Origin of the sequence: Phyllobacterium sp. OV277 (genome assembly GCF_900104355.1) — a bacterium.
Taxonomy (GTDB): Bacteria; Pseudomonadota; Alphaproteobacteria; order Rhizobiales; family Rhizobiaceae; genus Phyllobacterium.
This window is the reverse complement of the sequence record NZ_FNIY01000001.1, coordinates 546,048-569,326: the sequence shown is the minus strand read 5'-3', so window position 1 is coordinate 569,326 and position 23,279 is coordinate 546,048. Positions and strand designations below refer to the sequence as shown.

Here is a 23,279-nt window from a genome sequence, read left to right as displayed (position 1 = left end):
TTGATTCAACGGGATCGAATCATCCATGGAAATCAACCTCTTGATTCTGTTTCTTGCTTTGCTCGCAGACCGTTATGTCGGCGACCCCGATTGGCTTTGGCAGAGAATCCCGCATCCCGTCGTGCTGTTCGGCAAGGCAATTTCCTTTATCGACAAGCGGTTCAACAAGGCTGGCAATACGGAGCAGGAAAAGCGACGTGACGGCTTTTTCACCATGCTGGCGCTACTGCTTCTGGCGGCTGGAATTGGTGCGCTCATCCATTGGCTGCTGACGATGATCCCGCCATTTGGCGGTCTGATCGAAGCTTTGATCGTAGCAGTATTCCTCGCGCAAAAGAGCCTTGGCGAGCATGTGGCGCGGGTGGCTGATGCCCTGCGCAATGACGGGTTGGTGGGCGCACGCCGTGCGGTATCGATGATCGTCGGGCGCGACCCACAGGTGCTTGACGAACCGGCGATTACACGCGCTGCGATTGAAAGCCTCGCTGAGAACACGTCTGACGGGATTATCGCACCGGCCTTTTGGTATGCGCTGCTCGGGCTACCGGGTCTGCTTGCTTACAAAATGCTGAATACGGCGGATTCGATGATCGGCCATCTGAATGATCGCCATCGCGATTTTGGCCGGTTTGCTGCCCGGCTTGATGATGTCGCCAACTGGATTCCCGCGCGGCTGACGGGACTGCTCATCGCTGCGGCCGCATGGATTCTACGGGGCGGCAAGGCGGCCAGCCGTTCGTTCAATGTGATGATGCGCGATGCGCGCCTGCATCGCTCGCCCAATGCGGGCTGGCCTGAGGCGGCCATGGCGGGGGCTATCGACGTTGCTCTTGCCGGTCCGCGTATCTATGGCGGTGTGATTGCCAATGAGCCGATGCTCAATGGTGCAGGTCGTCGTGATGCGGGTGGCGAAGATATCGATGCGGCGCTGCGGGTTTACAGTGTTGCGACGGCGCTCTTCATGGTTGTTCTCTTGGTATTCTTCTTCCTGGGATTATTTTAGCCCTGTTCGCCGATACGGCGGGCGAGGGCCTTGTGCAAATCCGGTGATGCCTTCACCAGCGCCCGTCCTGCCTCGGAGCGTGGGTGAAGCAGAATTTCGTCGGTTTTGCCATGCTCAACGATTTTGCCTTCGGACATGACCATGACCGTGTCAGTAATCGCCCGTGCGACGGCGAGATCGTGGGTGATGAAGAGATAGGCAATGCCAAGCCGGTCATTCAGATCGGCGAAAAGGTCAAGGATTTGCGCGCGGATTGAAACATCAAGCGCCGAAACCGGCTCATCGGCGACAATGAGTTTTGGTTCGGTGATGATGGCCCGCGCGATGGCAAGCCGCTGGCGCTGACCGCCTGAGAATTCATGCGAATATTTGTCCTTATCAGCACGCGGAATGCCAACGCGTTCCAGTGCGCGGTCTACCCGGTCACGTTTTTCCTTTGCGCTCAGTTCCCGATCAATCAAGAATAATGGTTCGGAAACCAGCCGCTCGGCCTTGTGGCGGGGATTGAACGAGCCGTAAGGGTCTTGAAAAACCACCTGCATATTCTGCCGGACCGGGCGTAGGTCGTTTTGTGTAAGCTCATCAATCCGGCGTCCAGCGAAATGGATTTGGCCCGATGTGGGCCGGTCAAGCGCAAGTACCATGCGGGCGAGGGTGGATTTACCGCAACCGGAACGGCCGACCAATGCCGTCGATTGTCCCGGCTTGATGTCAAAGCTGACATTATCAACCGCGGTGAATTCCGGATCACGGCCAAACAGACCAATACGTCGGCCCGGATAGGTGCGTGACAGATCACGGATGGCGAGCAAAGGCCCGTTATTGGCAGCGTGGTGCGGATGCTCAGGCGAACGCTCCGGCACATGCATGGAAGCCCGCGCGAGCTGGCGGGTATAGGGATGTGTCTGTTCGGTGAGGATTTGCGCGGTTTCGCCATTGTCCATCACCTCGCCATGCCGCAGCACGGTGATGGAGTGGGCCATGTCAGCGACAACAGCTAGATCATGGCTGATCAGCAGCAGGCCCATGCGTTCCTCATCGACGAGGCTTTGCAGAAGCTCGAGAATCTGCGCCTGCAGGACAACGTCAAGCGCGGTCGTGGGTTCATCGGCGATCAGCAAACGGGGTTTGAGCGCGCAGGCGATGGCAATCACCACACGCTGGCGCTGACCGCCGGAAAGTTCGTGCGGATAACGGCTGAGCGGGAATTTTGCGGAGGGAAGGCCGACGCGATCGAGAATGGCGCGGGTCTGCTCCTCGGCAATGGCGCGGGTTGCGCCGGTGTGCAGCCTTATGCCTTCAGCCACCTGCTCGCCGATTGTTTTGACCGGGTTGAGCGCGGTCATCGGCTCCTGAAACACCATGCCGATCTCGTTACCGCGCAAGCGGCACATATCGGCCTCGCTGGTCGCAAGCAGGTCCTTGCCGTCGAAACGGATTTGCCCTTCGGTTCGCGCGCCTGTTGGCAGCAGCTTCATGATGCTGAGTGCGGTCATGGATTTGCCGGAACCGGATTCGCCGACAAGCGCACGGATTTCGCCCACATTGACGGAGAGGTCGACGCCTTTTAGCGCTTCGAAAGCGCCAATCCGCAGCGATAACTTGCTGATTTCGAGGAGGTTCATGAGCGCTCCCGCCGCATTTTCGGGTCGAGAACGTCGCGCAGACCATCGCCAAGCAGATTGAGGCCAAGCACGGTGATGACGATGGCAAGGCCGGGGTAGAGTGCCATATGTGGTGCCAGGCCAATCATTGTCTGTGCTTCGAACAGCATCCGCCCCCAGCTTGGCATGGGTGGCTGGGAACCAAGCCCGACATAGGACAGGCCGGCCTCCGCCAGAATGCCAAGGGAAAACTGGATGGTGCCCTGCACGACAAGAATGTTCATCATGTTAGGCAGGATGTGCTCGACGGTGATGCGCGCAATGCCTTTACCTGAAGCTCTGGCCGCCAGAATATATTCACGCGGCCAAAGCGACAGCGCCGAGCCGCGCGCGACACGGGCGAACACCGGAATATTGAAAATGCCAATGGCAATGATGGCGTTGATAGCGCCCGGCCCGAACACGGCGGTGATCATCACGGCAGAAAGCAGCGCGGGAAAGGCAAAGACCAGATCATTGAAACGCATCAGTGCTTCATCGATGATACCGCCTCTTGCCGCTGCCCACAGGCCAAGCGGCACACCGATACCGGCACCGATGAGCACGGAAACCAAAGCAACGGCGATGGAATTGCGGCTGCCAACCATGATCATCGACAGGATATCGCGGCCGAAATGGTCAGTGCCGAGCCAATGGGCCGATGATGAGCCTTTCAGTTTGCCCAGAATGTCAAACGAACCGACGGCATAGGGCGTCCAAAAGAGCGAAACGATCGCCATCAAGAGAAGCAGGACGGTGATGATCAGGCCGATCACAAAAGAGCGGTTGGAAAAGGCCTTTGAGATATTGGCTTGCCATTCGGTCGGGGCGCTCATGAGCGGCCCCGCAAACGCGGATCGACAAGCGCATAGGAGAGGTCAACAAGCAGATTGACCAGAATGACCGTGGCCACCAGCAGCATGACCACGCCTTCAACCACGATCAGATCGCGCTGGGTGATGGCCTGAAACACCAGACGGCCAAGGCCGGGCAGGTAAAACACGTTCTCGATGATAATCGTACCGGCCAGCAGAAATGCAAATTGCAGGCCGAGAATGGTGAGGATGGGAATAAGCGCGTTACGCAGGGCATGGCGATAAAGCACCTTGCGGCGCGAAAGCCCTTTGGCGCGGGCGGTGCGGATATAATCCTCGCCAAGCACATCAAGCAGGGCGGAGCGGGTGACACGGGCAAGAATAGCCGCCTGCGGCAGGCCAAGCGCGATGGAGGGCAGGATCAGCGATTTGAACCCGGCCCATAATCCGGCATTCCATCCGGGAAACCCGCCTGCAGGAACAAGCCGCAAGGTGACGGCGAAGACGTAGACCAAGAGCAGCGCGAACCAGAAATTGGGTATGGCAACACCGATTTGCGCAATGCCCATTGTGCCGCTATCGGCAAGCGTACCGCGCCGGGCGGCGGAAAACAGGCCGACCGGAATGGCAATGATGGTGGAGAGAAACAGCGAGATAAGGGCGAGGGGCAGGGAAACGGCGATACGTTCGGTGATGAGATTCAGAACAGGGACTGAATAGGTATAGGACTTGCCGAAATCGCCGACGAGAAGACCACCGATCCAGCTGAAATAACGGGTGAGCAGGGGCTGATCGAGACCCATCTGCTGTTGCAGCGCCTGAACAGCATCCTCCGTCGCATTCATGCCGAGCATCAGCCGTGCCGGATCACCGGGGACGATTTCAAGCATGATGAAAACGACGATAGAAGCGGCCAAAAGGGTGAGAATGCCGATCAGGACGCGCTTTGAGATGTAGTTCAGCATAGGAGGTGCGGGTTTTCACCCCCCTCTGTCCTGTCGGACATCTCCCCCACAAGGGGGGAGATCACATTGACAGTAACGCTTTCCCACAATCTGAAGCGTTGCAGATTGTGCAAAGGCAGTAGTGAAGGCTGATCTCCCCCCTTGTGGGGGAGATGTCCGACAGGACAGAGGGGGGTGAATGCCTCGGGTCCAACCATCAATCGATCACTCTGCCCATTTCACCGCTGTCAAATCATTGGCGGGGATTGGCCCATTTTCCCAGAGCCCTTCGACCTTTGCATCCCATATCCCGGTTTTGGGAAGCTGGAACAGAAACGCAGCCGGAACATCGGCGGCGAGGATTTTCTGCGCCTGCTGATAGAGTTCAGTCCGTTTGGCCGTATCAGACGTCGCCTCGATCTGCTTGATCACATCGCGGAAGGCCGGGCTGTTGTAGTTGAAGTAATAATTATCCCGGGCAAAGATGTTGAGATCGTTCGGCTCCGTATGGGACACGATGGTCATGTCGTAATCCCGGCCCTTGAACACCTGTTCCAGCCACTGCGCCCATTCAACCGGAATAATCTCGGCTTCGATACCAATTTCGCGCAGTTCTGCCGCTATGATCTCGCCGCCGCGGCGGGCATAGACGGGTGGCGGCAGTTTCAGCGTGGTCTTGAAACCGTCAGGGTGGCCAGCCTCGGCCAGAAGCTTTTTGGCCAGCGCCGGATCGTAGGCGGACTCACCGGTCAGGTCGATATAAGCGGGGTGATGCGGCGGGAAGAACGAGCCGATTGGTGTTCCCAAGCCAAACAGGGCGCCATCAATCAATGCTTTGCGGTCAATGGCGTGGGTGATTGCCTGCCGGACCTTGAGATTATCAAAAGGCGGCTTCTGGTTGTTCATGCCAAGAACGGTCTCGCCCTCGGTTGTACCGATCACCACCTTGAAACGTGGGTCAGCCTGAAACTGCGGCACGGCCTCATAGCTCGGAAAGACGGGGAATGCCTGCACATCGCCCGCAAGCAGTGCGGCGGTTGCGGCTGCCGGATCAGGAATGATGCGGAAAATTGCTTTGTCGAGGGCTACCGGCTTGCCCCAATAGGCAGGGTTTTTGGAGATGGTGATCTGCGAGCCCTTGGCCCAGTTGTCGAGTTTGAAGGGGCCGGTTCCAACCGGCTTTTCCTTGTTGGTGTCGGCACTTTCAGGCGCGACGATGACGGCAGCCGCCCAACCCATATTGTAGAGGAAATCACCATTCGGCTGTTTGAGCGTGATCTTGACGGTCAGCGGATCGACAACCTCCACTGTATCGATGGATGCAAACAGGGGTTTTTGCGGATTGGTGGATTTTTCATCGCGTGCCCGGTCGAGCGAGAATTTGACATCCTGCGCATCAAAGGCGGTGCCATCGTGAAATTTCACATCCTTGTGCAACTTGAAGGTATAGACCTTGCCATCCTCGGAGACGGTCCAGCTTTCCGCGAGTGCGGGCAAAACCTGACCCTTGGCATCGATCCGTGTCAGCCCCTCGAAAACATTGGCATAGACAACTTCGCCAATGGCTGTCGCAGCGCCGGCGGTCGGGTCAAGATGCGGAGGTTCCAGCACGATGCCCAGCACCAGATCGGTTTTCGCGGCAAAGGACGCGGTGGTCGAAAGCAGGACAATTGCACTAGCCGCTAGGGCCGACTTCCAGAATCTGTTCATTCACCGTCTCCCAAAGACTTTGCCGTAAACCCCATGCAGATCAGCATATTTTTATTGTTCTAGATAGAACCGGATAGCAGAACTTTCAGCCCGAGTGCCATGACTTTTGCCGATTCGATCATGTCTTCAATCCCCACATATTCATCGGGCCGGTGCGCGAGGTCGAGAATACCGGGGCCATAGGCGATGCAATCATGCAGCAGGCCAATGCGGGCGATGTGCTTTTGATCATAGGTGCCGGGCGAAATGACATATTCCGGTTCCTTGCCAAAAATCTCGCGAATGCCCTGCGCGACGGCTGTCACCACGGGCGCATCGCGCTCGGTCATCAGCGGTTGCACCTCCATGATGTCACGGATGTTGTAGTGGAATTTCGGCCGCTCCCATTGCAGCCGGTCGAGGATCGATGTCACCTCGCGCTTCACCTCGGTAATGTCTTCTTCCAGCAGAAAACGCCGGTCGATGATCAGGCGGCAGCTATCAGGCACATTGGGCGAGGGCAGGCCGGAATAATCATCGGTCTGTCCGCCATGGATCGAATTGATATTCATGGTGGAGCGCTTTGCACCCTCCGGCACCACGGGCATGCGGGTCTGTTTTTTATCGAGCGCGGGAAACAGATCTTTCTCGAAGGCGTCGAGCACCGCACCCATATGGCGCACGGCGCAATCGCCGAGAAACGGCATGGAGCCATGAGCGATCTCGCCCTTGGTTTCGATCTCCGCCCACCAGACACCGCGATGGCCAAGGCAAATGCGGTCCTTGTTGAGCGGTTCGGGGATGATGACGTGATCAACGCGGGGTTTTGAGAAGAAGCCTTTGCTGGCGAGATAGGCGACACCGCCAAAGCCGCCGGATTCCTCATCCACCGTGCCTGATATTTCGATGGAACCGGCAAAATCCGGATAGACTTCGAGAAAGGCCTCGGCGGCGATGATCGAAGCGGCAAGCCCGCCCTTCATGTCGCAGGCACCGCGCCCATAAACCTTGCCGTCTTTCACCACGCCTTCGAACGGATCAACGGTCCAGCCTTCACCCGTATCAACCACATCGATATGCGAATTGAAATGCACGGTCTGGCCATGCGTCCTGCCGTCAAAGCGGGCGATGACATTGGTGCGCGGATAGCGGTCCGTATCACCGGGCGTGCCTTCACCGCGAATCAGTTGCGTTTCGAAACCGCTCTTCTTCAACCGCTGCGCGATATATTCAGCGCAGGGCGTGTAGGCTTCACCGGGCGGGTTGACGGTGGGAAACCGTATGAGATCACGGGTCAACGCAACCAGATCGTCACGTCGTTTTTCAATCGCGCGGGAAAGTTTTTCGTCCATTGGTATATCAAATCAGCGTCGGGGCGGATTTGGCAAGGGGCAACTTCTTGCCAATTGCATCGTGGCGTTTTCCCTGTGCAATGTCGCTTGTGTGTTTGGCGGATTAGAATTGTTCTTATAAAACAGAGATTCTGTGACGTGACCAGCGAGGCAATCACCAGATGCAAACCGAACCGTACATTGCCCTGTCGGAGCCGGTTGGTGATGAGGTTCGCAAGACGACCTGCTATATGTGCGCCTGCCGCTGCGGCATTGATGTGCATCTAAAGGACGGCAAGGTCCGCTATATCGAGGGCAATCGCGACCATCCGATCAATAAGGGTGTGCTGTGCGCCAAAGGTTCGGCGGGAATTATGCAGCATTATTCGCCCGCACGGTTGCGTGCGCCGCTGCTGCGCACCGGGCCGCGCGGATCGGGAGAATTCAAGGAAATCAGCTGGGAGGAGGCGCTTTCGCTGGCCGTCGACTGGCTGCAGCCTGTTCGTGAGACGGCGCCGCAGAAACTCGCCTTCTTTACCGGGCGCGACCAGTCGCAGGCGCTGACCAGTTTCTGGGCACAGAATTTTGGCACGCCCAATTATGCCGCCCATGGCGGGTTTTGTTCGGTCAACATGGCCGCAGCCGGTATTTATACGATTGGCGGGGCATTCTGGGAGTTCGGCGCGCCTGACTGGGACAAGACCAAACTGTTTGTGCTGTTTGGCGTGGCGGAGGATCATGATTCCAACCCGATCAAAATGGGCATCTCCAAGCTGAAGAAGAACGGTGCACGGTTCGTGTCGGTCAATCCGGTGCGCACGGGCTATTCGGCGGTGGCTGACAACTGGATCGGTATCCGGCCGGGAACCGATGGGCTGTTGATCCTTGCCATCATCCACGAATTGTTCCGCAACGGGCAGATTGATCTCGATTATCTCCAGCGCTACACCAATGCGCCGTGGCTGGTGGTTGATGCGGAGGGGAGCGAGGATCACGGGCTGTTCCTGCGTGATGATCTCGGCAAGGCTTTGGTGCGCGACCGCAAGACGGGTGCGCTGGTGCGTTTTGACGAACCCGGTCACGTTGCTGATCTCAATGCGGATTTCACCACGCCTGATGGCCGCAAGGTGCGCAGCGTGCTCCGGCTGATGGCGGAAAAATATCTCGACCCGCAATATTCACCCGATGCGGTTGCCGCAGAAACCGGTATTTCCGCTGCAACAATCCGGGGATTGGCCGCGGAAATAGCGCGGGTGGCGTTTGAGGAAGAAATTATCCTCAACCAGCCATGGACCGATATGAAGGGCGAGCAGCACGAGGTGATGATCGGCCGTCCGGTGACGTTCCATGCGATGCGTGGTATTTCGGCCCATTCCAACGGATTTCAATCGGCGCGCGCGCTGCATGTGCTGCAGACGATCATTGGCTCCATCGATTGCCCCGGTGGTTATCGCTACAAGCCGCCTTATCCGAAGCCTGCCACGGCCCATCCGCGTCCGCATGGGCGGGCAGAGCATGTGACACCCGGCAAGCCACTGGCCGGACCACATCTTGGCTATCCCCTTGGGCCGGAAGATTTGCTTGTCGATGCCGATGGTAAGCCGCAGCGCATCGACAAGGCGTTTTCGTGGGAAGCGCCGCTGTCGGCTCACGGCATGATGCATATGGTCATCGCCAATGCCCATGCGGGCGATCCGTATCCGGTTGATGTACTGTTCCTCTACATGGCGAATATGGCTTGGAACTCGTCGATGAACACGCGCGGCACCATAAAAATGCTGGAGGCGCGGGACGAGGCAACGGGTGAATACAAAATCCCCAAGATCATCTATTCCGATGCCTATTCCTCGGAAATGGTTGCCTATGCGGATCTGGTTCTGCCGGATACGACCTATCTGGAGCGGCATGACTGTATTTCGCTGCTCGACAGACCGATTTCCGAGCCGGAAGCTGCCTGCGATGCCATTCGCTGGCCGGTGCTGGAGCCTGATCGCAATGTGCGCGGCTTCCAGTCAGTGCTGATTGATCTTGGCGCTCGGCTGAAGCTGCCGGGATTTGTTAATGAACAGGGCGGGGCGCTCTACAAGGATTATGCGGATTACATCGTCAATCATCAGCGCAAGCCGGGTATCGGTCCGCTATCAGGCTGGCGCGATACGGACGGAAGCGGTGAGGGGCGCGGAACGCCAAACCCCGACCAGCTGAAAAACTATGTCGGCAATGGTGCATTCTGGATGAAGCACATTCCGGAGGAAGCGCTCTATTTCAAACATCACAATGCGGCCTACCAGCAGTTCGCCATTGATATGGGCTTCTTCGATACGCCGCAGCCGGTGACCATCCAGCTTTATGTGGAGACGCTGCAAAAGTTCCGCCTGTCGGCGCAGGGTGTACGCAAGCCCGTCGCGCCGGAGCAATATCGCCAGCGATTGCTTGAGTGTTTTGATCCGCTGCCGCTGTGGTACCGGCCGTTCGAGGAGCAAGGTGTCGATACCGATGCTTTCCCCTATCACGCGATCACCCAGCGACCGATGGCGATGTACCATTCATGGGGCTCGCAAAATGCCTGGTTGCGGCAAATCCACACCAAGAACCCGCTTTATGTCCCCGGCGGCATTTGCGATGAGCTTGGTTTGAAGGATGGCGACTGGGTGTGGGTGACTTCCCATCATGGCCGGATCAAATGCGAGATTGCCCGCACCGATGCGGTGAATGGCAGGACCATGTGGACATGGAATGCCATTGGCAAGCGCAGCGGCGCATGGGCACTCGACAAGAACGCGCCAGAGGCTACCAAGGGTTTTCTGCTCAACCATCTCATCCATGAGTTGCTGCCACCAAAAGGCGATGGCATGCGCTGGTCGAATTCGGACCCGATCACGGGACAGGCCGCTTGGTATGATTTGCGCGTGCAAATTGAAAAGGCCGAGGCCGGTGAGGCCATCAGCGAGCCACATTTCAGTACGCTCAAGCGGCCCGGCAGTCAGCCCGCGCCTGTCGATGCATTACGCTATGGACAGGAGTGGGCGAAATGACCAGCCTTCCGCAAACCCTTGGTGCGAAAAAGCTTGGCCTTGTGATTGACCTTGATGTCTGTGTCGGCTGCCATGCATGCGTCATCAGTTGCAAGGAATGGAATACCGGCGCCTATGGCAATGCGCTGTCGGATCAGGACCCCTATGGTGATGATGTCTCCGGCACCTTTCTCAACCGCATTCACAGTTTTGAAGTGGTGCCCGATGGCGGGCAGGTGATTGGTGAGGCTGGTGATGCGCGGGTGGTGCATTTCCCCAAATCCTGCCTGCACTGCGAGGATGCACCCTGTGTTACCGTCTGCCCGACCGGTGCATCCTACAAACGTGCCGAGGATGGCATTGTGCTTGTCGATGAGGACAAGTGCATCGGCTGCGGTCTCTGTGCCTGGTCCTGCGCCTATGGCGCGCGCGAGATGGATCTGGCGGCAGGGGTGATGAAGAAGTGCACCCTGTGTGTTGACCGCATTTACAACGAGACTTTGCAGCAGGAGGACCGCGTGCCCTCCTGCGTGCGCACATGCCCGGCCAATGCACGCCATTATGGCGATCTTGGTGATCCTTCGTCTGAGGTTTCTATCATGGTTGCCGCGCGGGGTGGTTTTGATCTGATGCCGGAACAGGAGACCCGTCCGACGAACAAATATCTTCCACCGCGCGCCCGCACCTCTCTCGCCAATGCTGCCCCGATGATCCCGCTTGCCGAGAATACGGAAGGCGCACGCGGGTTCTTTGCCTGGCTCGATAAGACATTGGATCGGATTTGAGGATGATGTTGTGCATTTTCACCCCCCTCTGTCCTGTCGGACATCTCCCCCACAAGGGGGGAGATCAGCCTACATGGCTGTCTTTGCACAATCTGAAACGCTTCCTGTTGTGCAAAGGCGTTGATGCCAATGTGATCTCCCCCCTTGTGGGGGAGATGTCCGACAGGACAGAGGGGGGTGAGCACCCACCCCCGAGGCTGTCATAAATGCATCCAGCCTATTCCATCATCGTCTTCACCACGCTGTCAGGCCTTGGCTATGGCCTTGCCGTCATTCTGGGTTTGGGATTTCTTGATCCATCCGCACTGCCAACCAAAATTGCCTACATCACCGCACTGGCGCTCATAAGCATTGGCCTTCTGTCGTCCCTGTTGCATCTGGGTAATCCGCAGCGGGCGTGGCGGGCGCTGAGCCAATGGCGGTCAAGCTGGCTATCGCGTGAAGGTGTGATGGCGATTGCCACGTTTGTACCGCTGACTTCAAACGCCGCGCTGTGCCTGTTCCTCAACCGGCAAGACACAACCCTTGGCCTGATCACCGTTCTCGGGGCCGTCATCACGGTTTACTGCACCTCGATGATCTATGCATCGCTTAAAACCGTTGATGCATGGCATACGAAACTGACGCCGCTGTGTTTTTTGCTGTTCGCGCTGGCGGGCGGTCTGGTGCTGGGTGCGCTATTTGCTGGGGATGGCAACGTCTTGCCGTTGCAATTGCTGGCGGTGCTATTTTTGCTGCTGGCGCTTGTTGCAAAGATGATCTGGCGCAAGCGCGCAACGACGCTTGTTTCTCTGTCAACGCCGGAAAGTGCCACGGGCTTAGGCGGTATCGGCAAAGTGCGGTTGCTGGAGCGACCCCATGCGCTTGATAATTATCTGACGCGGGAAATGGGTTTTCGCGTTGCGCGCAAACATGCGCAAAAGCTTTGGGTCATCGCGTTTGTCAGCGGGATTGTGCTGCCAATTCTGGCGGTGCTGCTTGCCATGGCCGTTGGCGGTGGTGCATTGAGCACCTGCCTGATGGCCATGGGCGTGCTTACACATATGCTCGGTCTGTTCGTTGAGCGCTGGCTGTTTTTCGCCGAAGCGAAACATGCCGTCATGAACTATTACTGATCAGGCGTTCCAGCGCTTATGAAACCACATCCACTGGCCGGGATATTCGCGCACCCAGCTTTCCACCTTGTCATTGACCAGTTGGACTGTGCGGGCAATATCGACGGCGCCGGTTTCATCGCGTGGCAATTCCATCTTTTCTTCCAACTCCAGCCTGAACCGGCCACCGGGCAGGCGGACGCAGCGTGCGGGATAGACATCGCAATCATATTGACGGGCGAGCTTTGCCAGCAGCGGGTTGGTCTTGCATGGGCGGTCAAAAAAGGTCGAGGGCAGGCCGCGATGGAATTTCTGGTCAACCAGCATGCCGACATTGCCATTGGTGTTCAAAACGCTGGCAAGCGACCATGCGGCACCGGCTTTTGAAGGAACAAGGTGGCCCATATTGGTGCGGCGTGCGCCAAGTATTTTCTTGGCAACATAGGGATTGTTCGGCGGGCGGAACAGCGCTGTGACATTCAGATCAAACGTGGCGGCACAAATTGGCAAGAGTTCGAAATTGCCCGTATGAGCGGTGAAGAAAATATGCGGGCGGTCGCTCTCGTCGCGGATGCGCTCGAATATTTCGCGGCCCTGGACCTCAATCAGCCCCGGCGTCTCGCTGTGCGGATCATAGTCGAAAATCGCGTCGAGAAAGACATATTCGGCGGTAAGGCGCGCCATGCTGCCCCACATATCGCGGGCGATCAGCTGCAATTCCTCCTCCGGTTTTTCCGGATAGGCTTTGCGTAGATTGATCATCGCCACCCGGTGACGCCCCATCAGCGGTCCGATTTTACGTGCCGCAGCGTCGATGAAATTGGTCGCGGCTTCCGCCGGTAGCAACCGGAGGACGCGTAATATGCCGAAAATGACATGAGCCGATAGCCAGTAGTTGAAAACCTTCAACTTCTGGCTCCAGCGGAACAGAGCAAGTTTAAATTTGAGGTTCATGCTCGGCTCAGTTGACGCGCAGGATAATCTTGCCGAAGACGTCCCGGCCTTCCATGCGCTTCAGCGCCGTATCGATGTCGTCAAAGCCGACTTCCGTATCTATGACCGGATGAACCAGACCGCGCGCCATTTTCTGCATGGCATCGGCCATGTTTTCCATGCGGCAACCGAAGGAGCCGAGCAGTTTCAACTGCTGCTGGAACAACATCATCAGGTTCATGCTGGTGGAAACGCCCGAGGTTGAACCGCAGGTGACGAGCCGTCCACCGCGCCGCAACGACAGCATGGAACCGGCCCATGTATCCGCGCCAACATGCTCGAATACCACATCAACGCCCTTCTTCTTGGTCAGCTTGCGCACAACACCTTCAAATCGGTCTTCGCGATAATTGATGACGTGATCGGCACCGAGCGCGTTGGCCTTTTCGATCTTTGCATCGGAACCCACAGTGGTGATGACGGTGCAACCGATCTTCTTGGCAAGCTGGATTGCTGCGGAACCAATACCCGAACCGCCTGCGTGCACGAGGATAGTTTCACCCGGCTCAAGCTTGGCATTATCGAACAGCATGTGCTCGACAGTTCCGAAGGTAACGGGCGCAACAGCAGCGCCGATTTCATCAACGCCGGGAGGCGCAGGAACGAGCAGGCGTGCCTTGAGATTGACCTTCTCCTGCGCAAAACCATCGAGATGGAAGCCATAAACGCCGGAAACATGCTCGCATAAATTATCGCGGCCTTCGCGGCAGGGACGGCAGAGACCACAGGTCTGCGCGCCATAGATCGACACAAGCTGACCGGGCAGAAGGTTGGAAACGCCGGGACCGATTGCGTCAACCACGCCGGATGCTTCCGCGCCGATGGTTAGCGGTAGCTTGCGCTTGGCAAACGCCATACCGCGCCAGCCCCAGACATCGATATGATTGAGCGCGACAGCCTTGATATTGACGGTTACTTCACCGGGACCGGGTGGGGGCGGGGGAGCAACATCGACAATCTCGAGCTTGCGGTCTTCAATCAGCTGTAATGCGCGCATATCCGTTTTCCTTTTCGGAGAGGGATTAGTGCGGTTCTGCCGTCATGACAAGACACGTATTTTGTCCACCGAAGCCAAATGAGCTTGAGAGCACCGATGAAACGCTCGCTTCACGCTTCACGTTCGGCACAACATCGAGGATGATTGCCGGGTCCGGATTGTCATAATTGATCGTCGGCGGAAGTGTTCCGGTCTCGATGGTGAGCATGGAGAATACGGCTTCAATCGCACCAGCAGCAGTCAGCGTATGCCCGATCATCGATTTGTTGGATGAGACTGGCAGCGATGCAATACGCTCGCCAAACACGGTCGAGAGCGCGAGATACTCCATCTTGTCGTTCTCGGGTGTCGAGGTGCCATGCGCGTTGATGTAATCAATCGCATCTTCCTTGATACCCGCATCGTCAAGCGCTGCACGCACTGCGCCAATGGCGGGCGAGCCGTCTGGCTTTGACCGGGTGCGATGGAAATCATCAGCCTTTTCGCCGCAGCCATGCATGATGCCGAGAATTTTTGCACCGCGTGCGACTGCTGATTCCAGCGATTCCATCACAAGCGCGCCGGAGCCTTCCGCCATGACAAAACCATCGCGGTCCTTGGAAAAAGGCTTTGCCGCCTTGTGGGCAGGGTTATTCTGGGTGGAAAGGGCAGAGAGCAGTGAGAAGCGCACGAGCGCTTCGGCCGAAACGGAACCATCGGTGCCGATGGACAGAACCTTGTCGCTTTCGCCGCGCCGGATGGCCTCAACGCCAAGTTGAATAGCCGTGGCGCCGGATGCACAGGCGGTGGAAAGCGTGATCGGCAGGCCGCGTGTGCCGAACGTGTCGGCAAGGCGCTCGGCAATATAGCCAAATTCGGTGGTGTGGAACATGGCTTCCTGCGTGCCACGGCGGCAGGCCGCGAGAAGCAGGTCGTAGCCCGGTTCGCCCTCGCTCTTTACCAGAGCATCGAGCGCAAAGCGGTTGCGCCATTCAAGTTCGACGGGGGGAGCGGCGAGAAACAGTGGTCCGCCAAAATTCTCCGTGTCGAAACCGGCCTGCGCAATGGCTTCCTCGGCGGCGAGCGATGCCAGCTTTTCAGAGAGGGCCGAAGCACCTTCATTGCTCTCCTTGAGGAAATCAACGGTTCCGGCGATCTGCGTGCGCAGATTATCAAGCGCAAAGCGCGTGATGGTGTGGATGCCAGAGGTGCCTGAAGTCAGCGCGGCCCAATTGTCCTTCTTGCCCTGTCCGAGCGAGGAGACAACGCCAAGACCAGTGACGGCAACGAGGGGACGGCCAAGATGGTCAGTGTATTTTGACATGTGCCAATCTCTCAAACTTTGACGAGGCGAGCGACGCCTTCGCCCCGGGTTGCGCCGATTGCGGTCGCCAGTGCCGTATCAAGGCTGCCGGAAGCGGCCTTTTCATTCTTCGCATCGATAGGCGGGAATGCTGTTCCATGGAACAGGCTGAGCGCAGCCAGACCGACAGCCAGCGGAAACTGTGCTTCACGCAGATGGCCGATCTTACCCGCAACGCCGCGAACAGCGGCGGAAGCGAACACATCAAGCGCGGCTTTTTCCGTTGCAGTAACGCCCTGTGCACCAGTTGCGCCAGAAACAATCAAGCCAGCTGGCTTGTCTGCACTTGCGGCAGCAACCAGTTTCGCAATGGTTTCCTGCAGGTCTTCGCGCTTGCGGCGAATCTGCGCGCTGTAGATACCGTCAATTGCCGCATAGACGCGGGCACCACGCTTGGCCGCATGGTCAGCACTCTCAAGCACGAGGAAAGCGCCGCCGGAGCCGGTGACAACACCGCCGCCTGCCGTGCCTTCACGCTGCCAGAGTGGTGCCCAGCCATCGGATTTTAGCATGCCGTTCAGCTCGTAGCCGAGCAGCATGTCAGGGTGTTCGGAATTATAGGAGCCGCCGACGAGCGCATGGGTGCTCTGACCGGAGCGGATGCGCGCTGCGGCTGTATCAAGCGCGGAAATACCTGCACCCTCTTCGCCCATGAATGTACGCGACGAGCCGGTGACCTTGTGGACGATCGAGATATTGCCCGCCAGAAGGTTGGACAATTGTGCCAGAAACAGGGTCGGGCGCAGTTCCGTTGTCAGCTTCTCATTGAGCATTGTGCCGAGATCATTGCGCACGCGCGCTTCGGCGAGGATTTGCGTGTCAACAGTGACATCACGCTCGCCGCCACCGGCAGCAACCACCATATCCATGGTCGTGCAAAGCGCTTCATCGTCCTTGATCCCCGCATCCTGCAGCGCGAGACCGGCAGCATAGGTACCCAGGCGCTGCCAGGTCTCCATCTGCCGCTGATCGCCGCGCTTCGGAATCTGGTTGTTCCAGTCGACTTCACCGAGCGGATGAACCGTATAGGGCTTGAACGTCTCACTATCGATGCGGGGATCGGCCCCGCTGTTCAGCGCTTGCCAATGGGCATCAGCGCCTTCACCCAGGGATGAAATCAGTCCGATACCAGTGATAACGACGGTGTTGTTCTGCATTTTCTCGCAGCACCTTTCATACGGTGCACCCGGTTAGGTGAAGATGATCAGTCCAGACGTTGCATCCGGAAATCAGGCTTTTTTGGCCGCGACGAGTTCGTCGATCTTGGCGCACAGGTTCTTCAGAACGAAGTATTCTTCGGTCGGAGCCTTGCCGTCATTGACTTCCTGCGTCCACTGCTCGAGCGGGATCTTGATACCGAAGGCCTTGTCGATCGCGAAAACGATGTCGAGGAAGTCAAGGCTATCGATGCCGAGATCGTCGATCGTGTGGCTTTCCGGCGTGATGGAATCGCGGTCGATTTCGCTGGTTTCAGCGATGATATCGGCGACCTTGTCAAATGTTGAGGTCAATTCAGTTTCCTTTTGCTTCCGGTGCCTCCGTAAAGGCACTGATGTCTCATGAGGCGGTATCTAGCGTTTTTCATGGCTAAGGGAAAGACCGAAATACCCTATCCATTGTTACTCCAGCATATTCCGTCGTCAGTCGAAAATAATCCTGCCTGCAATATGAACCGTTTCCCCAGCTTCTGGAGGCGAGACCACCACCGCTTCGGTTGGGCGCGGGGTGATGCCGGTCAGTGCTGTTATATTGGCACGGTCAGTCATCATTACCAGATTGCCGGAGCTTTTGAATTCGGCAATCAGGTCGCGAATTTGATCAATCTGCGATTTTTGCGCGGTTTCGTCTTCGGCCAAAGGTCCAAGAGCACTTACGATCTCCACCGGTGCCGAGCCAAATGCCAGCCGCGCGGTTTCCTGTGCATTGCAGACGGGACTGGTCAGCACCTTATCGATTCGCACGGCTTTTGCGGCAAAGCGCGCGCCGAGCTTTTGCGCCAGTTGATGGCCGCGATCCGAAAGCGTGCGTATTTGTGTGCAGTCAGCGGAATTATCTGTGGAAGGACTTAAGGTTCCCGAAGAATCAGCGCCCTGCAGAAGAACCGTATAGCCGCCGCGTGCCAGTCTTGCCCAGGCGGCGTCGGTGGCGAATGCAGTAGGAATATAAAGGGAAACGCTTGATGCAAGCGTCAGGGTCAAAAAGGTAAAAAGTCGCAAAGGCTTTAACATTCATTCTCCTTAGCGTGGAGATGGTGGTTTGGCGAAGAAAAATAAAGTGAAAAACTGTGATTGCCTTGCACGGTTGCTGCGGCGGGCTTATTGCGGGAAGTAATGGGTCTCGTTCAAACAATCATCGTGGTTTTTGGAGTGATAGGCGTTGCGTATGCCGCAGCGCATTTCAAGCTGCTTGACGAGCGGGTGGGCGACGGACTTTCCGAGTTTGTTTTCATGATCGCCGCACCGCTTTTGCTGTTCCGCACCATGGTGACGGCAGATTTTCACGGCACGGCACCTTGGGGACTGTGGATTGCTTATTTCACCGGCTTGGCGTTGGCCTGGGCTCTTTCTGATCTTGCAATCAAAGTAATCTTCAAGCGGGATAATCGAGCAGGGGTGGTCGCAGGTGTTTCCGGCGCGTTTTCCAATCTCGTGTTTCTGGGCATGCCACTGATGTTAAGCGTTTATGGTCAGGACGGGTTTGCCATCCTGTCGCTGATTGTCGCTGTTCATATGCCAAGTGTCATGGCCGCTTCGATCACCCTGCATGAGATTGCCCTGCGCCGTGATGGTGTGTTTGAGGGTGAGACCCGGCTTGGCACAGTTGTCGCCTCGTTTTTCAAAAGCCTCCTGCGCAATCCTTTCGTCCTCGGTATTCTCGCTGGATGGCTGTGGCGCTTTACGGGGCTGCAATTGCCTGTTGTTGTCGATTCCCTCGTCCAGTTGCTGGGGAGTGTGGCGGGGCCGGTGGCCCTGTTTGCCATGGGAATGGGCTTGAAGAAATTCGGCACGTCAGGGCAGCTTGCCCCTTCGCTTGTCATTGCGGGTATAAAACTGTTTGTCATGCCTGCAATCGTGCTGGCAGTCGCGCTCCTCATCGGTCTTACGCCGTTCACAGCCAAGATCGCGGTGGTGTCGGCGGCGCTGCCTGCCGGGGTTAATTCCTATCTCATTGCCACCAAATTCAGGACCGCCGAAGCGCTTGCGTCCAATTCCATGGTCATAGCAACGGCGCTTTCCGCAGTGACAGTGGTGTTTTGGGCGAGCGTCGCTGTACACCTTTTTGGGTAATCGAACGCTGTTGCAGCTTTGGCCAAAAAGGAGCAGGGTGGCGGCATCGCTTCCACAGGACATCCATGGCATCTTGCGATGCGGGATTGTCCTCTCACGGAACTCACAAAATCAGTGGACCAAACGCTCCGCCTAGCATTTCAGGGAGAATATCATGTTGCAGAAATCCAGCCAGTTCATGAAACAGGCCAATCTGATCAATGGCGAATGGGTGGCCGCAGATTCCGGCAAGACGATTGACGTCATCAACCCTGCAACCGGTCTGAAGATCGGTACTGTTCCCAATTCAGGCAAAGCCGAAACGCAGCGCGCCATCGAGGCGGCAGCCGAAGCGTTCAAGACATGGCGCAAGACATCGGTGCTGGAGCGCTCGAAACTGATGCGCAAGCTGCACGATGCAATCCTTGACAATCAGGACGCGCTGGCGGAACTTTTGACGCTGGAGCAGGGCAAGTCGCTGACGGAAGCCAAGGGCGAGGTCGGTATGTCGGCCGCCTATATCCTCTGGTATGCGGAAGAAGCACGTCGCACCTATGGCGATGTGGTTCCGTCACCGTGGGCTGATCGCCGTATTCTGGTAACGAAAGAGCCGCTCGGCGTTATCGGTGCGATCACACCATGGAATTTCCCGTCCTCCATGCTCGCCCGCAAAATCGGTCCGGCACTGGCATCGGGCTGCACGGCGGTGGTCAAGCCTGCAACACAGACACCCTATTCGGGTCTTGTCTGGGGTGCGCTGTGCGAGGAAGTCGGTATTCCCAAGGGCGTAGTCAATATTCTGACCGGCTCTGCCTCGGAAATCGGCGGCGAAATCACCAGCAATCCGCTGGTGCGCAAGATCACCTTCACCGGCTCGACCGAAATCGGCAAAATTCTGATCAAACAGGCTGCCGATACGGTGAAGAAGGTTTCGATGGAACTGGGCGGCAATGCGCCGTTTATCGTGTTCAATGATGCGGATCTGGACCGCGCCGTCGACGGCGCTATTGCAGCGAAATTCCGCAATTCCGGCCAGACCTGCGTGTGTACCAACCGTTTCCTTGTCCAGTCTGGCATTTACGACGCCTTTGTCGAAAAGTTTGCCGCGGCAACGGAAAAGCTGAAGATCGGCAATGGGCTTGATGCCGGAACACAGCAGGGACCGCTGATCGACGAGAAGGCTGTTGCCAAGGTGGAAGAGTTTATCGCCGATGCCAAGCAGAAGGGCGGCAAGATCATCACCGGAGGCAAGCGCCATGCGCTGGGCGGTAGCTTCTTCGAGCCGACTGTAATTGGCGATGCAACGCCTGATATGCTGTTCACAACGGAAGAGATTTTCGGACCGGTTGCGCCCATCTATAAGTTCGAAACCGAACAGGAAGCCATTGATCTGGCCAACAACACCCAGTTCGGTCTTGCCTCCTATTTCTACACACAGGATCTCGGACGCGTGTTCCGTGTTTCTGAAGGCCTGAAATATGGCATGGTCGGCGTGAATGAAGGCATGATCACCACGGTGGAAGCACCGTTTGGTGGCCTGAAGGAATCCGGTCTTGGCAAGGAAGGCGGGCATCAGGGCATCGAAGACTATCTCGACACAAAATATGTCTGCGTCGGCGGCCTGGGACTCTAAGAAACATGAATACCGAAATTTTCGGCCATACGCCCGATGGCGAGGCAGTGCACCGCATTACAATCTCGGGCGGCGGGCTGACCGCCAATGTCCTTACCTGGGGCGCAGTCATTCAGGATTTGCGCTTCAAGGGGCACGAGCATCCGCTCGTGCTCGGCTATCAGGATTTTGCCGATTATCCCGCGCATTCTCCCTATATGGGGGCGACTGTGGGGCGGTCGATCAACCGGATTCGCGATGGCGAGCTTGTCATCGATGGCCAGACTTTTGAACTCCAGCGCAATTTCCACGGTGTCCATAACATTCACGGTGGTGATCATGGCGCAGGGCGACGTGTCTGGAATGTTGTGGCTGTCGGCCCTGATTATGTCACGCTGACGATCATGCTCGGCGATGGCGAAATGGGCTTTCCCGGCAATCTTACCATCACCTGCACCTATATGCTGGAATCCAAAGGCACGCTGGTGGTGCGTCTCGATGCGGTGACAGACAAGCCGACCATCTGCAATCTGGCGCATCACAGCTATTTCAATCTTGATGATGGCGGGCTGACCGATGCGCTTGATCATCAGGTCAAGATCGGGGCGGATGCCTATCTCTCCGTCAACAGCGATCTTCTACCCGATGGCCGGGTTATTCCCGTTGCCGGAACAACGCATGATTTCCGCGAATACCGGACCATCCGGCGCGAGGAGAATGGCAAGCAGATTGTCTATGACAACAATTTCTGCGTTGCCAGCCAACGACACCCCCTGCAATGGGTTGCCTCAGCCAAAGGTGCAAAGAGCGGCGTTGAGCTGAATGTGCTGACGACGGAGCCGGGTGTGCAGCTCTATGCAGGCAATACGCTGGGCGGGCGCCCGCCGCTTGGCCTGACAGGTCAGACCTATGGCAATTATGCCGGTTTCTGCTTTGAAACGCAGAATTGGCCTGATTCAACGCATTTCCCTTACTTCCCGCAAGCGATACTGCGTCCGGGGCAGGGATACAGCCACCTTACACACTATACGTTCAAGAAGAATAAGGCTTAGTTCGTGAAGGCTTTGCGTGCTTCGCTCATCGGGGCGAGCGCGCCGTGGAACTCGACAACCCGCGCCGCAACCTTGTGCGCGCGGGCAGCGGCGGCCACAGGTTCAAGACCGGCCAGACGCGACGCGATGTAACCGCCATTGAAGCTGTCACCGGCACCTGTTGTATCCACCGCATTGGCGCGCACGGCCGCTACCTGCTCGTGCTTACCATCAGCAACGACGAGAGCAGGCTCCGTACCATCCTTCACCACAATTTCCTTCACGCCATAGGTGGTGATGCGCGCGGCTGTCTCTTCAGGTGTTGTGTCGCCAAACAGCGCGTTTTCATCGGGAAAGGTCGGAAGGGCAATGTCTGCGACGTGATAGGCATCGATGAGAGCCTGCTTGGCTGTTTCGGCGTTTTCCCACAGGCGCGGGCGGTAATTCGCGTCAAACGCCACAAGTGTGCCCTGTCTGCGGGCATTACTGACGGCGTTTAGAACATTCTGGCGGCTTTTGGGGCTGAGAATGCCCATGGTGATACCGGAAAAGTAGATGATTTTTCTGCTGTCCAGACTATGTGCGAGAGCTAACGGGTCATCGCCCAGATGGCGTGCCGCCGAGTCATTGCGCCAATAGGTGAAGGAGCGCTCGACGCCTGTGAGCGTGATGGCATAAAGGCCGGGGCGGGCACCGACAACGACAGGGCTATAGGCTGTGTTGATGCCATTTTCCTTCAGGAATGCCCGCTGTTTGACGGAGAAAGGATCGTCACCAAAGGCCGTGACGTAATCGACGGCGAAATCCGGATCGGTGAGGGCGCGCACATACCAGCTGGTGTTGAGCGTGTCACCGGCAAAGCCCATGCGCCACTGGTCGCCATTGGCTCCTGACAGTTCGATCATACACTCGCCGATGGCTGCAAACCCGCCCATGAAATCCTCCCAAACATATGCCTGCCGCGAACTGATATACGAGTGCAATGCCGCTGTCATTTGCTAAAAATGCGGGCTGTCATCATAGCTTAAACATGCAATGTTAGGCGGCAAAGACATTTGAACAATCCAGAAGGAGGTTTCGTTGTCTCGCGTTACGACAATCGAAGAACTTGAGGTCATTTATGGCGGCGGCGCGATTGCAGAAGCATCGACCGCCAAGGTAACAAACCGCATTATTCCGGAATACCGGGCCTTGATCGAAGGCTCTCCCTTTGTGGCGCTTGCAACAAGCGGACCGGAGGGGCTGGATTGCTCGCCGCGCGGTGATCTTGCTGGCTTTATTCGTATCCATGACGAGCGGACACTGATGATGCCCGACCGGCACGGCAATAACCGCGTCGATTCCCTGCGCAATATTGTACGCGATCCGCGTGTGGCGCTGCTCTTCCTGATACCCGGGATTAACACGACGTTCCGCGTCAATGGTCGCGCGTTTATCGATACGACCCCGGAGTTGCTCGACAGTTTCATCATGGACGGCAAGGCACCGCGCTCGGTCATCACCATGGAAGTCGAGGAAGCCTATTTCCAGTGCGCCCGAGCTTTGATCCGATCCGAGCTTTGGAACGCCGGGAAATTCCGCTCGCCCAAGGAGTTTCCAACACCGGGCCAGATGCTGGCGGCATTGAGTGAAAACCGCGTGGGCGGTGAAACCTACGACAGTGAATGGGCTGCGCGCGCTGCCAAGACCATGTGGTAGGCTGCGCCAAACTCTGGGAGGC

20 protein-coding genes are annotated in these 23,279 nt (G+C 57.2%); 8 read left to right on the top strand and 12 right to left on the bottom strand.

The window, feature by feature from the left end; genetic code table 11:
* The first annotated feature begins 25 nt into the window (after positions 1-25).
* On the top strand, positions 26-1,003 hold the full coding sequence (gene cbiB / locus BLU05_RS02880; RefSeq protein WP_091877702.1) for an adenosylcobinamide-phosphate synthase CbiB: 978 nt from the start codon (positions 26-28) through the stop codon (positions 1,001-1,003).
* Here cbiB and BLU05_RS02875 read toward each other — a convergent pair.
* The 5 genes from BLU05_RS02875 to BLU05_RS02850 all read right to left on the bottom strand — a co-directional run bounded on the left by BLU05_RS02875 (position 1,000) and on the right by BLU05_RS02850 (position 7,446).
* Positions 1,000-2,628, bottom strand: a complete 1,629-nt coding sequence (locus BLU05_RS02875) for an ABC transporter ATP-binding protein (protein WP_091877701.1) — start codon at positions 2,626-2,628, stop codon at positions 1,000-1,002. The two genes, cbiB and BLU05_RS02875, sit on opposite strands and share 4 nt — an antisense overlap.
* Entirely contained in the window at positions 2,625-3,482 is an 858-nt protein-coding gene (locus tag BLU05_RS02870; RefSeq protein WP_091877700.1) for an ABC transporter permease, read from the bottom strand. Before BLU05_RS02870 ends, BLU05_RS02875 begins: the two co-directional genes overlap by 4 nt.
* Positions 3,479-4,426, bottom strand: a complete 948-nt coding sequence (locus BLU05_RS02865; protein ID WP_091877699.1) for an ABC transporter permease — start codon at positions 4,424-4,426, stop codon at positions 3,479-3,481. The genes BLU05_RS02870 and BLU05_RS02865 overlap by 4 nt, the downstream gene beginning before the upstream one ends.
* A 204-nt stretch (positions 4,427-4,630) precedes the next feature.
* Positions 4,631-6,115, bottom strand: coding sequence for an ABC transporter substrate-binding protein (locus BLU05_RS02855; protein ID WP_091877697.1), 1,485 nt, complete (start codon positions 6,113-6,115; stop codon positions 4,631-4,633).
* A 59-nt stretch (positions 6,116-6,174) separates the two neighbouring features.
* Positions 6,175-7,446: an acetylornithine deacetylase/succinyl-diaminopimelate desuccinylase family protein gene (locus tag BLU05_RS02850; protein WP_091877696.1), complete on the bottom strand. Its 1,272-nt coding sequence runs from the start codon at positions 7,444-7,446 to the stop codon at positions 6,175-6,177.
* 161 nt (positions 7,447-7,607) lie between these two features.
* Between BLU05_RS02850 and BLU05_RS02845 the strand changes: the two genes are divergently transcribed.
* The 3 genes from BLU05_RS02845 to BLU05_RS02830 all read left to right on the top strand — a co-directional run bounded on the left by BLU05_RS02845 (position 7,608) and on the right by BLU05_RS02830 (position 12,339).
* Positions 7,608-10,460: a molybdopterin oxidoreductase family protein gene (locus BLU05_RS02845; protein WP_091877695.1), complete on the top strand. Its 2,853-nt coding sequence runs from the start codon at positions 7,608-7,610 to the stop codon at positions 10,458-10,460.
* On the top strand, positions 10,457-11,224 hold the full coding sequence (locus BLU05_RS02840) for a 4Fe-4S dicluster domain-containing protein (RefSeq protein WP_091877694.1): 768 nt from the start codon (positions 10,457-10,459) through the stop codon (positions 11,222-11,224). The genes BLU05_RS02845 and BLU05_RS02840 overlap by 4 nt, the downstream gene beginning before the upstream one ends.
* Positions 11,225-11,430: 206 nt before the next feature.
* Positions 11,431-12,339, top strand: a complete 909-nt coding sequence (locus BLU05_RS02830) for a dimethyl sulfoxide reductase anchor subunit family protein (protein WP_091877692.1) — start codon at positions 11,431-11,433, stop codon at positions 12,337-12,339.
* On the opposite strand, the gene BLU05_RS02825 is transcribed toward BLU05_RS02830, so the two are convergent.
* The 6 genes from BLU05_RS02825 to BLU05_RS02800 all read right to left on the bottom strand — a co-directional run bounded on the left by BLU05_RS02825 (position 12,340) and on the right by BLU05_RS02800 (position 17,878).
* Complete coding sequence (locus BLU05_RS02825; RefSeq protein ID WP_091877691.1) at positions 12,340-13,272, bottom strand: lipid A biosynthesis lauroyl acyltransferase; 933 nt, start codon at positions 13,270-13,272, stop codon at positions 12,340-12,342.
* Positions 13,273-13,279: 7 nt separating this feature from the next.
* The gene (locus BLU05_RS02820; RefSeq protein ID WP_091877690.1) at positions 13,280-14,308 is read right to left on the bottom strand and encodes a zinc-binding dehydrogenase; all 1,029 of its coding nucleotides are present in this window, start codon (positions 14,306-14,308) and stop codon (positions 13,280-13,282) included.
* A gap of 25 nt (positions 14,309-14,333) precedes the next feature.
* Positions 14,334-15,611, bottom strand: coding sequence for a beta-ketoacyl-ACP synthase (locus BLU05_RS02815; RefSeq protein ID WP_091877689.1), 1,278 nt, complete (start codon positions 15,609-15,611; stop codon positions 14,334-14,336).
* Between the two features lie 11 nt (positions 15,612-15,622).
* Positions 15,623-16,807 carry a beta-ketoacyl-ACP synthase gene (locus BLU05_RS02810; RefSeq protein WP_091877688.1) on the bottom strand — a complete coding sequence of 395 codons (1,185 nt, stop codon included), beginning with the start codon at positions 16,805-16,807 and terminating at the stop codon, positions 15,623-15,625.
* 72 nt (positions 16,808-16,879) lie between these two features.
* Entirely contained in the window at positions 16,880-17,161 is a 282-nt protein-coding gene (locus tag BLU05_RS02805) for an acyl carrier protein (protein WP_091877687.1), read from the bottom strand.
* 129 nt (positions 17,162-17,290) lie between these two features.
* The gene (locus BLU05_RS02800) at positions 17,291-17,878 is read right to left on the bottom strand and encodes a histidine phosphatase family protein (RefSeq protein WP_091877686.1); all 588 of its coding nucleotides are present in this window, start codon (positions 17,876-17,878) and stop codon (positions 17,291-17,293) included.
* Between the two features lie 102 nt (positions 17,879-17,980).
* Between BLU05_RS02800 and BLU05_RS02795 the strand changes: the two genes are divergently transcribed.
* From BLU05_RS02795 to BLU05_RS02785, 3 genes are all read left to right on the top strand, one after another.
* Positions 17,981-18,937: an AEC family transporter gene (locus BLU05_RS02795; RefSeq protein ID WP_091877685.1), complete on the top strand. Its 957-nt coding sequence runs from the start codon at positions 17,981-17,983 to the stop codon at positions 18,935-18,937.
* Between the two features lie 154 nt (positions 18,938-19,091).
* Positions 19,092-20,549 (top strand): NAD-dependent succinate-semialdehyde dehydrogenase, encoded by a 1,458-nt coding sequence (locus BLU05_RS02790; protein ID WP_091877684.1) that lies wholly within the window; start codon positions 19,092-19,094, stop codon positions 20,547-20,549.
* Between the two features lie 5 nt (positions 20,550-20,554).
* Positions 20,555-21,580 (top strand): aldose epimerase family protein, encoded by a 1,026-nt coding sequence (locus BLU05_RS02785; protein ID WP_091877683.1) that lies wholly within the window; start codon positions 20,555-20,557, stop codon positions 21,578-21,580.
* Here the strand turns inward: BLU05_RS02785 and BLU05_RS02780 are convergent.
* Positions 21,577-22,494, bottom strand: a complete 918-nt coding sequence (locus BLU05_RS02780) for a sugar kinase (protein ID WP_091877682.1) — start codon at positions 22,492-22,494, stop codon at positions 21,577-21,579. The two genes, BLU05_RS02785 and BLU05_RS02780, sit on opposite strands and share 4 nt — an antisense overlap.
* Positions 22,495-22,639: 145 nt before the next feature.
* Between BLU05_RS02780 and BLU05_RS02775 the strand changes: the two genes are divergently transcribed.
* Positions 22,640-23,257: a pyridoxamine 5'-phosphate oxidase family protein gene (locus BLU05_RS02775; protein WP_091877681.1), complete on the top strand. Its 618-nt coding sequence runs from the start codon at positions 22,640-22,642 to the stop codon at positions 23,255-23,257.
* Positions 23,258-23,279: the final 22 nt, after the last annotated feature.

Coding starts and splice junctions, on each gene's coding strand:
- cbiB (WP_091877702.1), top strand. CDS start 26: ATGGAAATCAACCTCTTGATTCTGTTTCTTGCTTTGCTCGCAGACCGT.
- BLU05_RS02875 (WP_091877701.1), bottom strand. CDS start 2,628: ATGAACCTCCTCGAAATCAGCAAGTTATCGCTGCGGATTGGCGCTTTC.
- BLU05_RS02870 (WP_091877700.1), bottom strand. CDS start 3,482: ATGAGCGCCCCGACCGAATGGCAAGCCAATATCTCAAAGGCCTTTTCC.
- BLU05_RS02865 (WP_091877699.1), bottom strand. CDS start 4,426: ATGCTGAACTACATCTCAAAGCGCGTCCTGATCGGCATTCTCACCCTT.
- BLU05_RS02855 (WP_091877697.1), bottom strand. CDS start 6,115: ATGAACAGATTCTGGAAGTCGGCCCTAGCGGCTAGTGCAATTGTCCTG.
- BLU05_RS02850 (WP_091877696.1), bottom strand. CDS start 7,446: ATGGACGAAAAACTTTCCCGCGCGATTGAAAAACGACGTGACGATCTG.
- BLU05_RS02845 (WP_091877695.1), top strand. CDS start 7,608: ATGCAAACCGAACCGTACATTGCCCTGTCGGAGCCGGTTGGTGATGAG.
- BLU05_RS02840 (WP_091877694.1), top strand. CDS start 10,457: ATGACCAGCCTTCCGCAAACCCTTGGTGCGAAAAAGCTTGGCCTTGTG.
- BLU05_RS02830 (WP_091877692.1), top strand. CDS start 11,431: ATGCATCCAGCCTATTCCATCATCGTCTTCACCACGCTGTCAGGCCTT.
- BLU05_RS02825 (WP_091877691.1), bottom strand. CDS start 13,272: ATGAACCTCAAATTTAAACTTGCTCTGTTCCGCTGGAGCCAGAAGTTG.
- BLU05_RS02820 (WP_091877690.1), bottom strand. CDS start 14,308: ATGCGCGCATTACAGCTGATTGAAGACCGCAAGCTCGAGATTGTCGAT.
- BLU05_RS02815 (WP_091877689.1), bottom strand. CDS start 15,611: ATGTCAAAATACACTGACCATCTTGGCCGTCCCCTCGTTGCCGTCACT.
- BLU05_RS02810 (WP_091877688.1), bottom strand. CDS start 16,807: ATGCAGAACAACACCGTCGTTATCACTGGTATCGGACTGATTTCATCC.
- BLU05_RS02800 (WP_091877686.1), bottom strand. CDS start 17,878: ATGTTAAAGCCTTTGCGACTTTTTACCTTTTTGACCCTGACGCTTGCA.
- BLU05_RS02795 (WP_091877685.1), top strand. CDS start 17,981: ATGGGTCTCGTTCAAACAATCATCGTGGTTTTTGGAGTGATAGGCGTT.
- BLU05_RS02790 (WP_091877684.1), top strand. CDS start 19,092: ATGTTGCAGAAATCCAGCCAGTTCATGAAACAGGCCAATCTGATCAAT.
- BLU05_RS02785 (WP_091877683.1), top strand. CDS start 20,555: ATGAATACCGAAATTTTCGGCCATACGCCCGATGGCGAGGCAGTGCAC.
- BLU05_RS02780 (WP_091877682.1), bottom strand. CDS start 22,494: ATGGGCGGGTTTGCAGCCATCGGCGAGTGTATGATCGAACTGTCAGGA.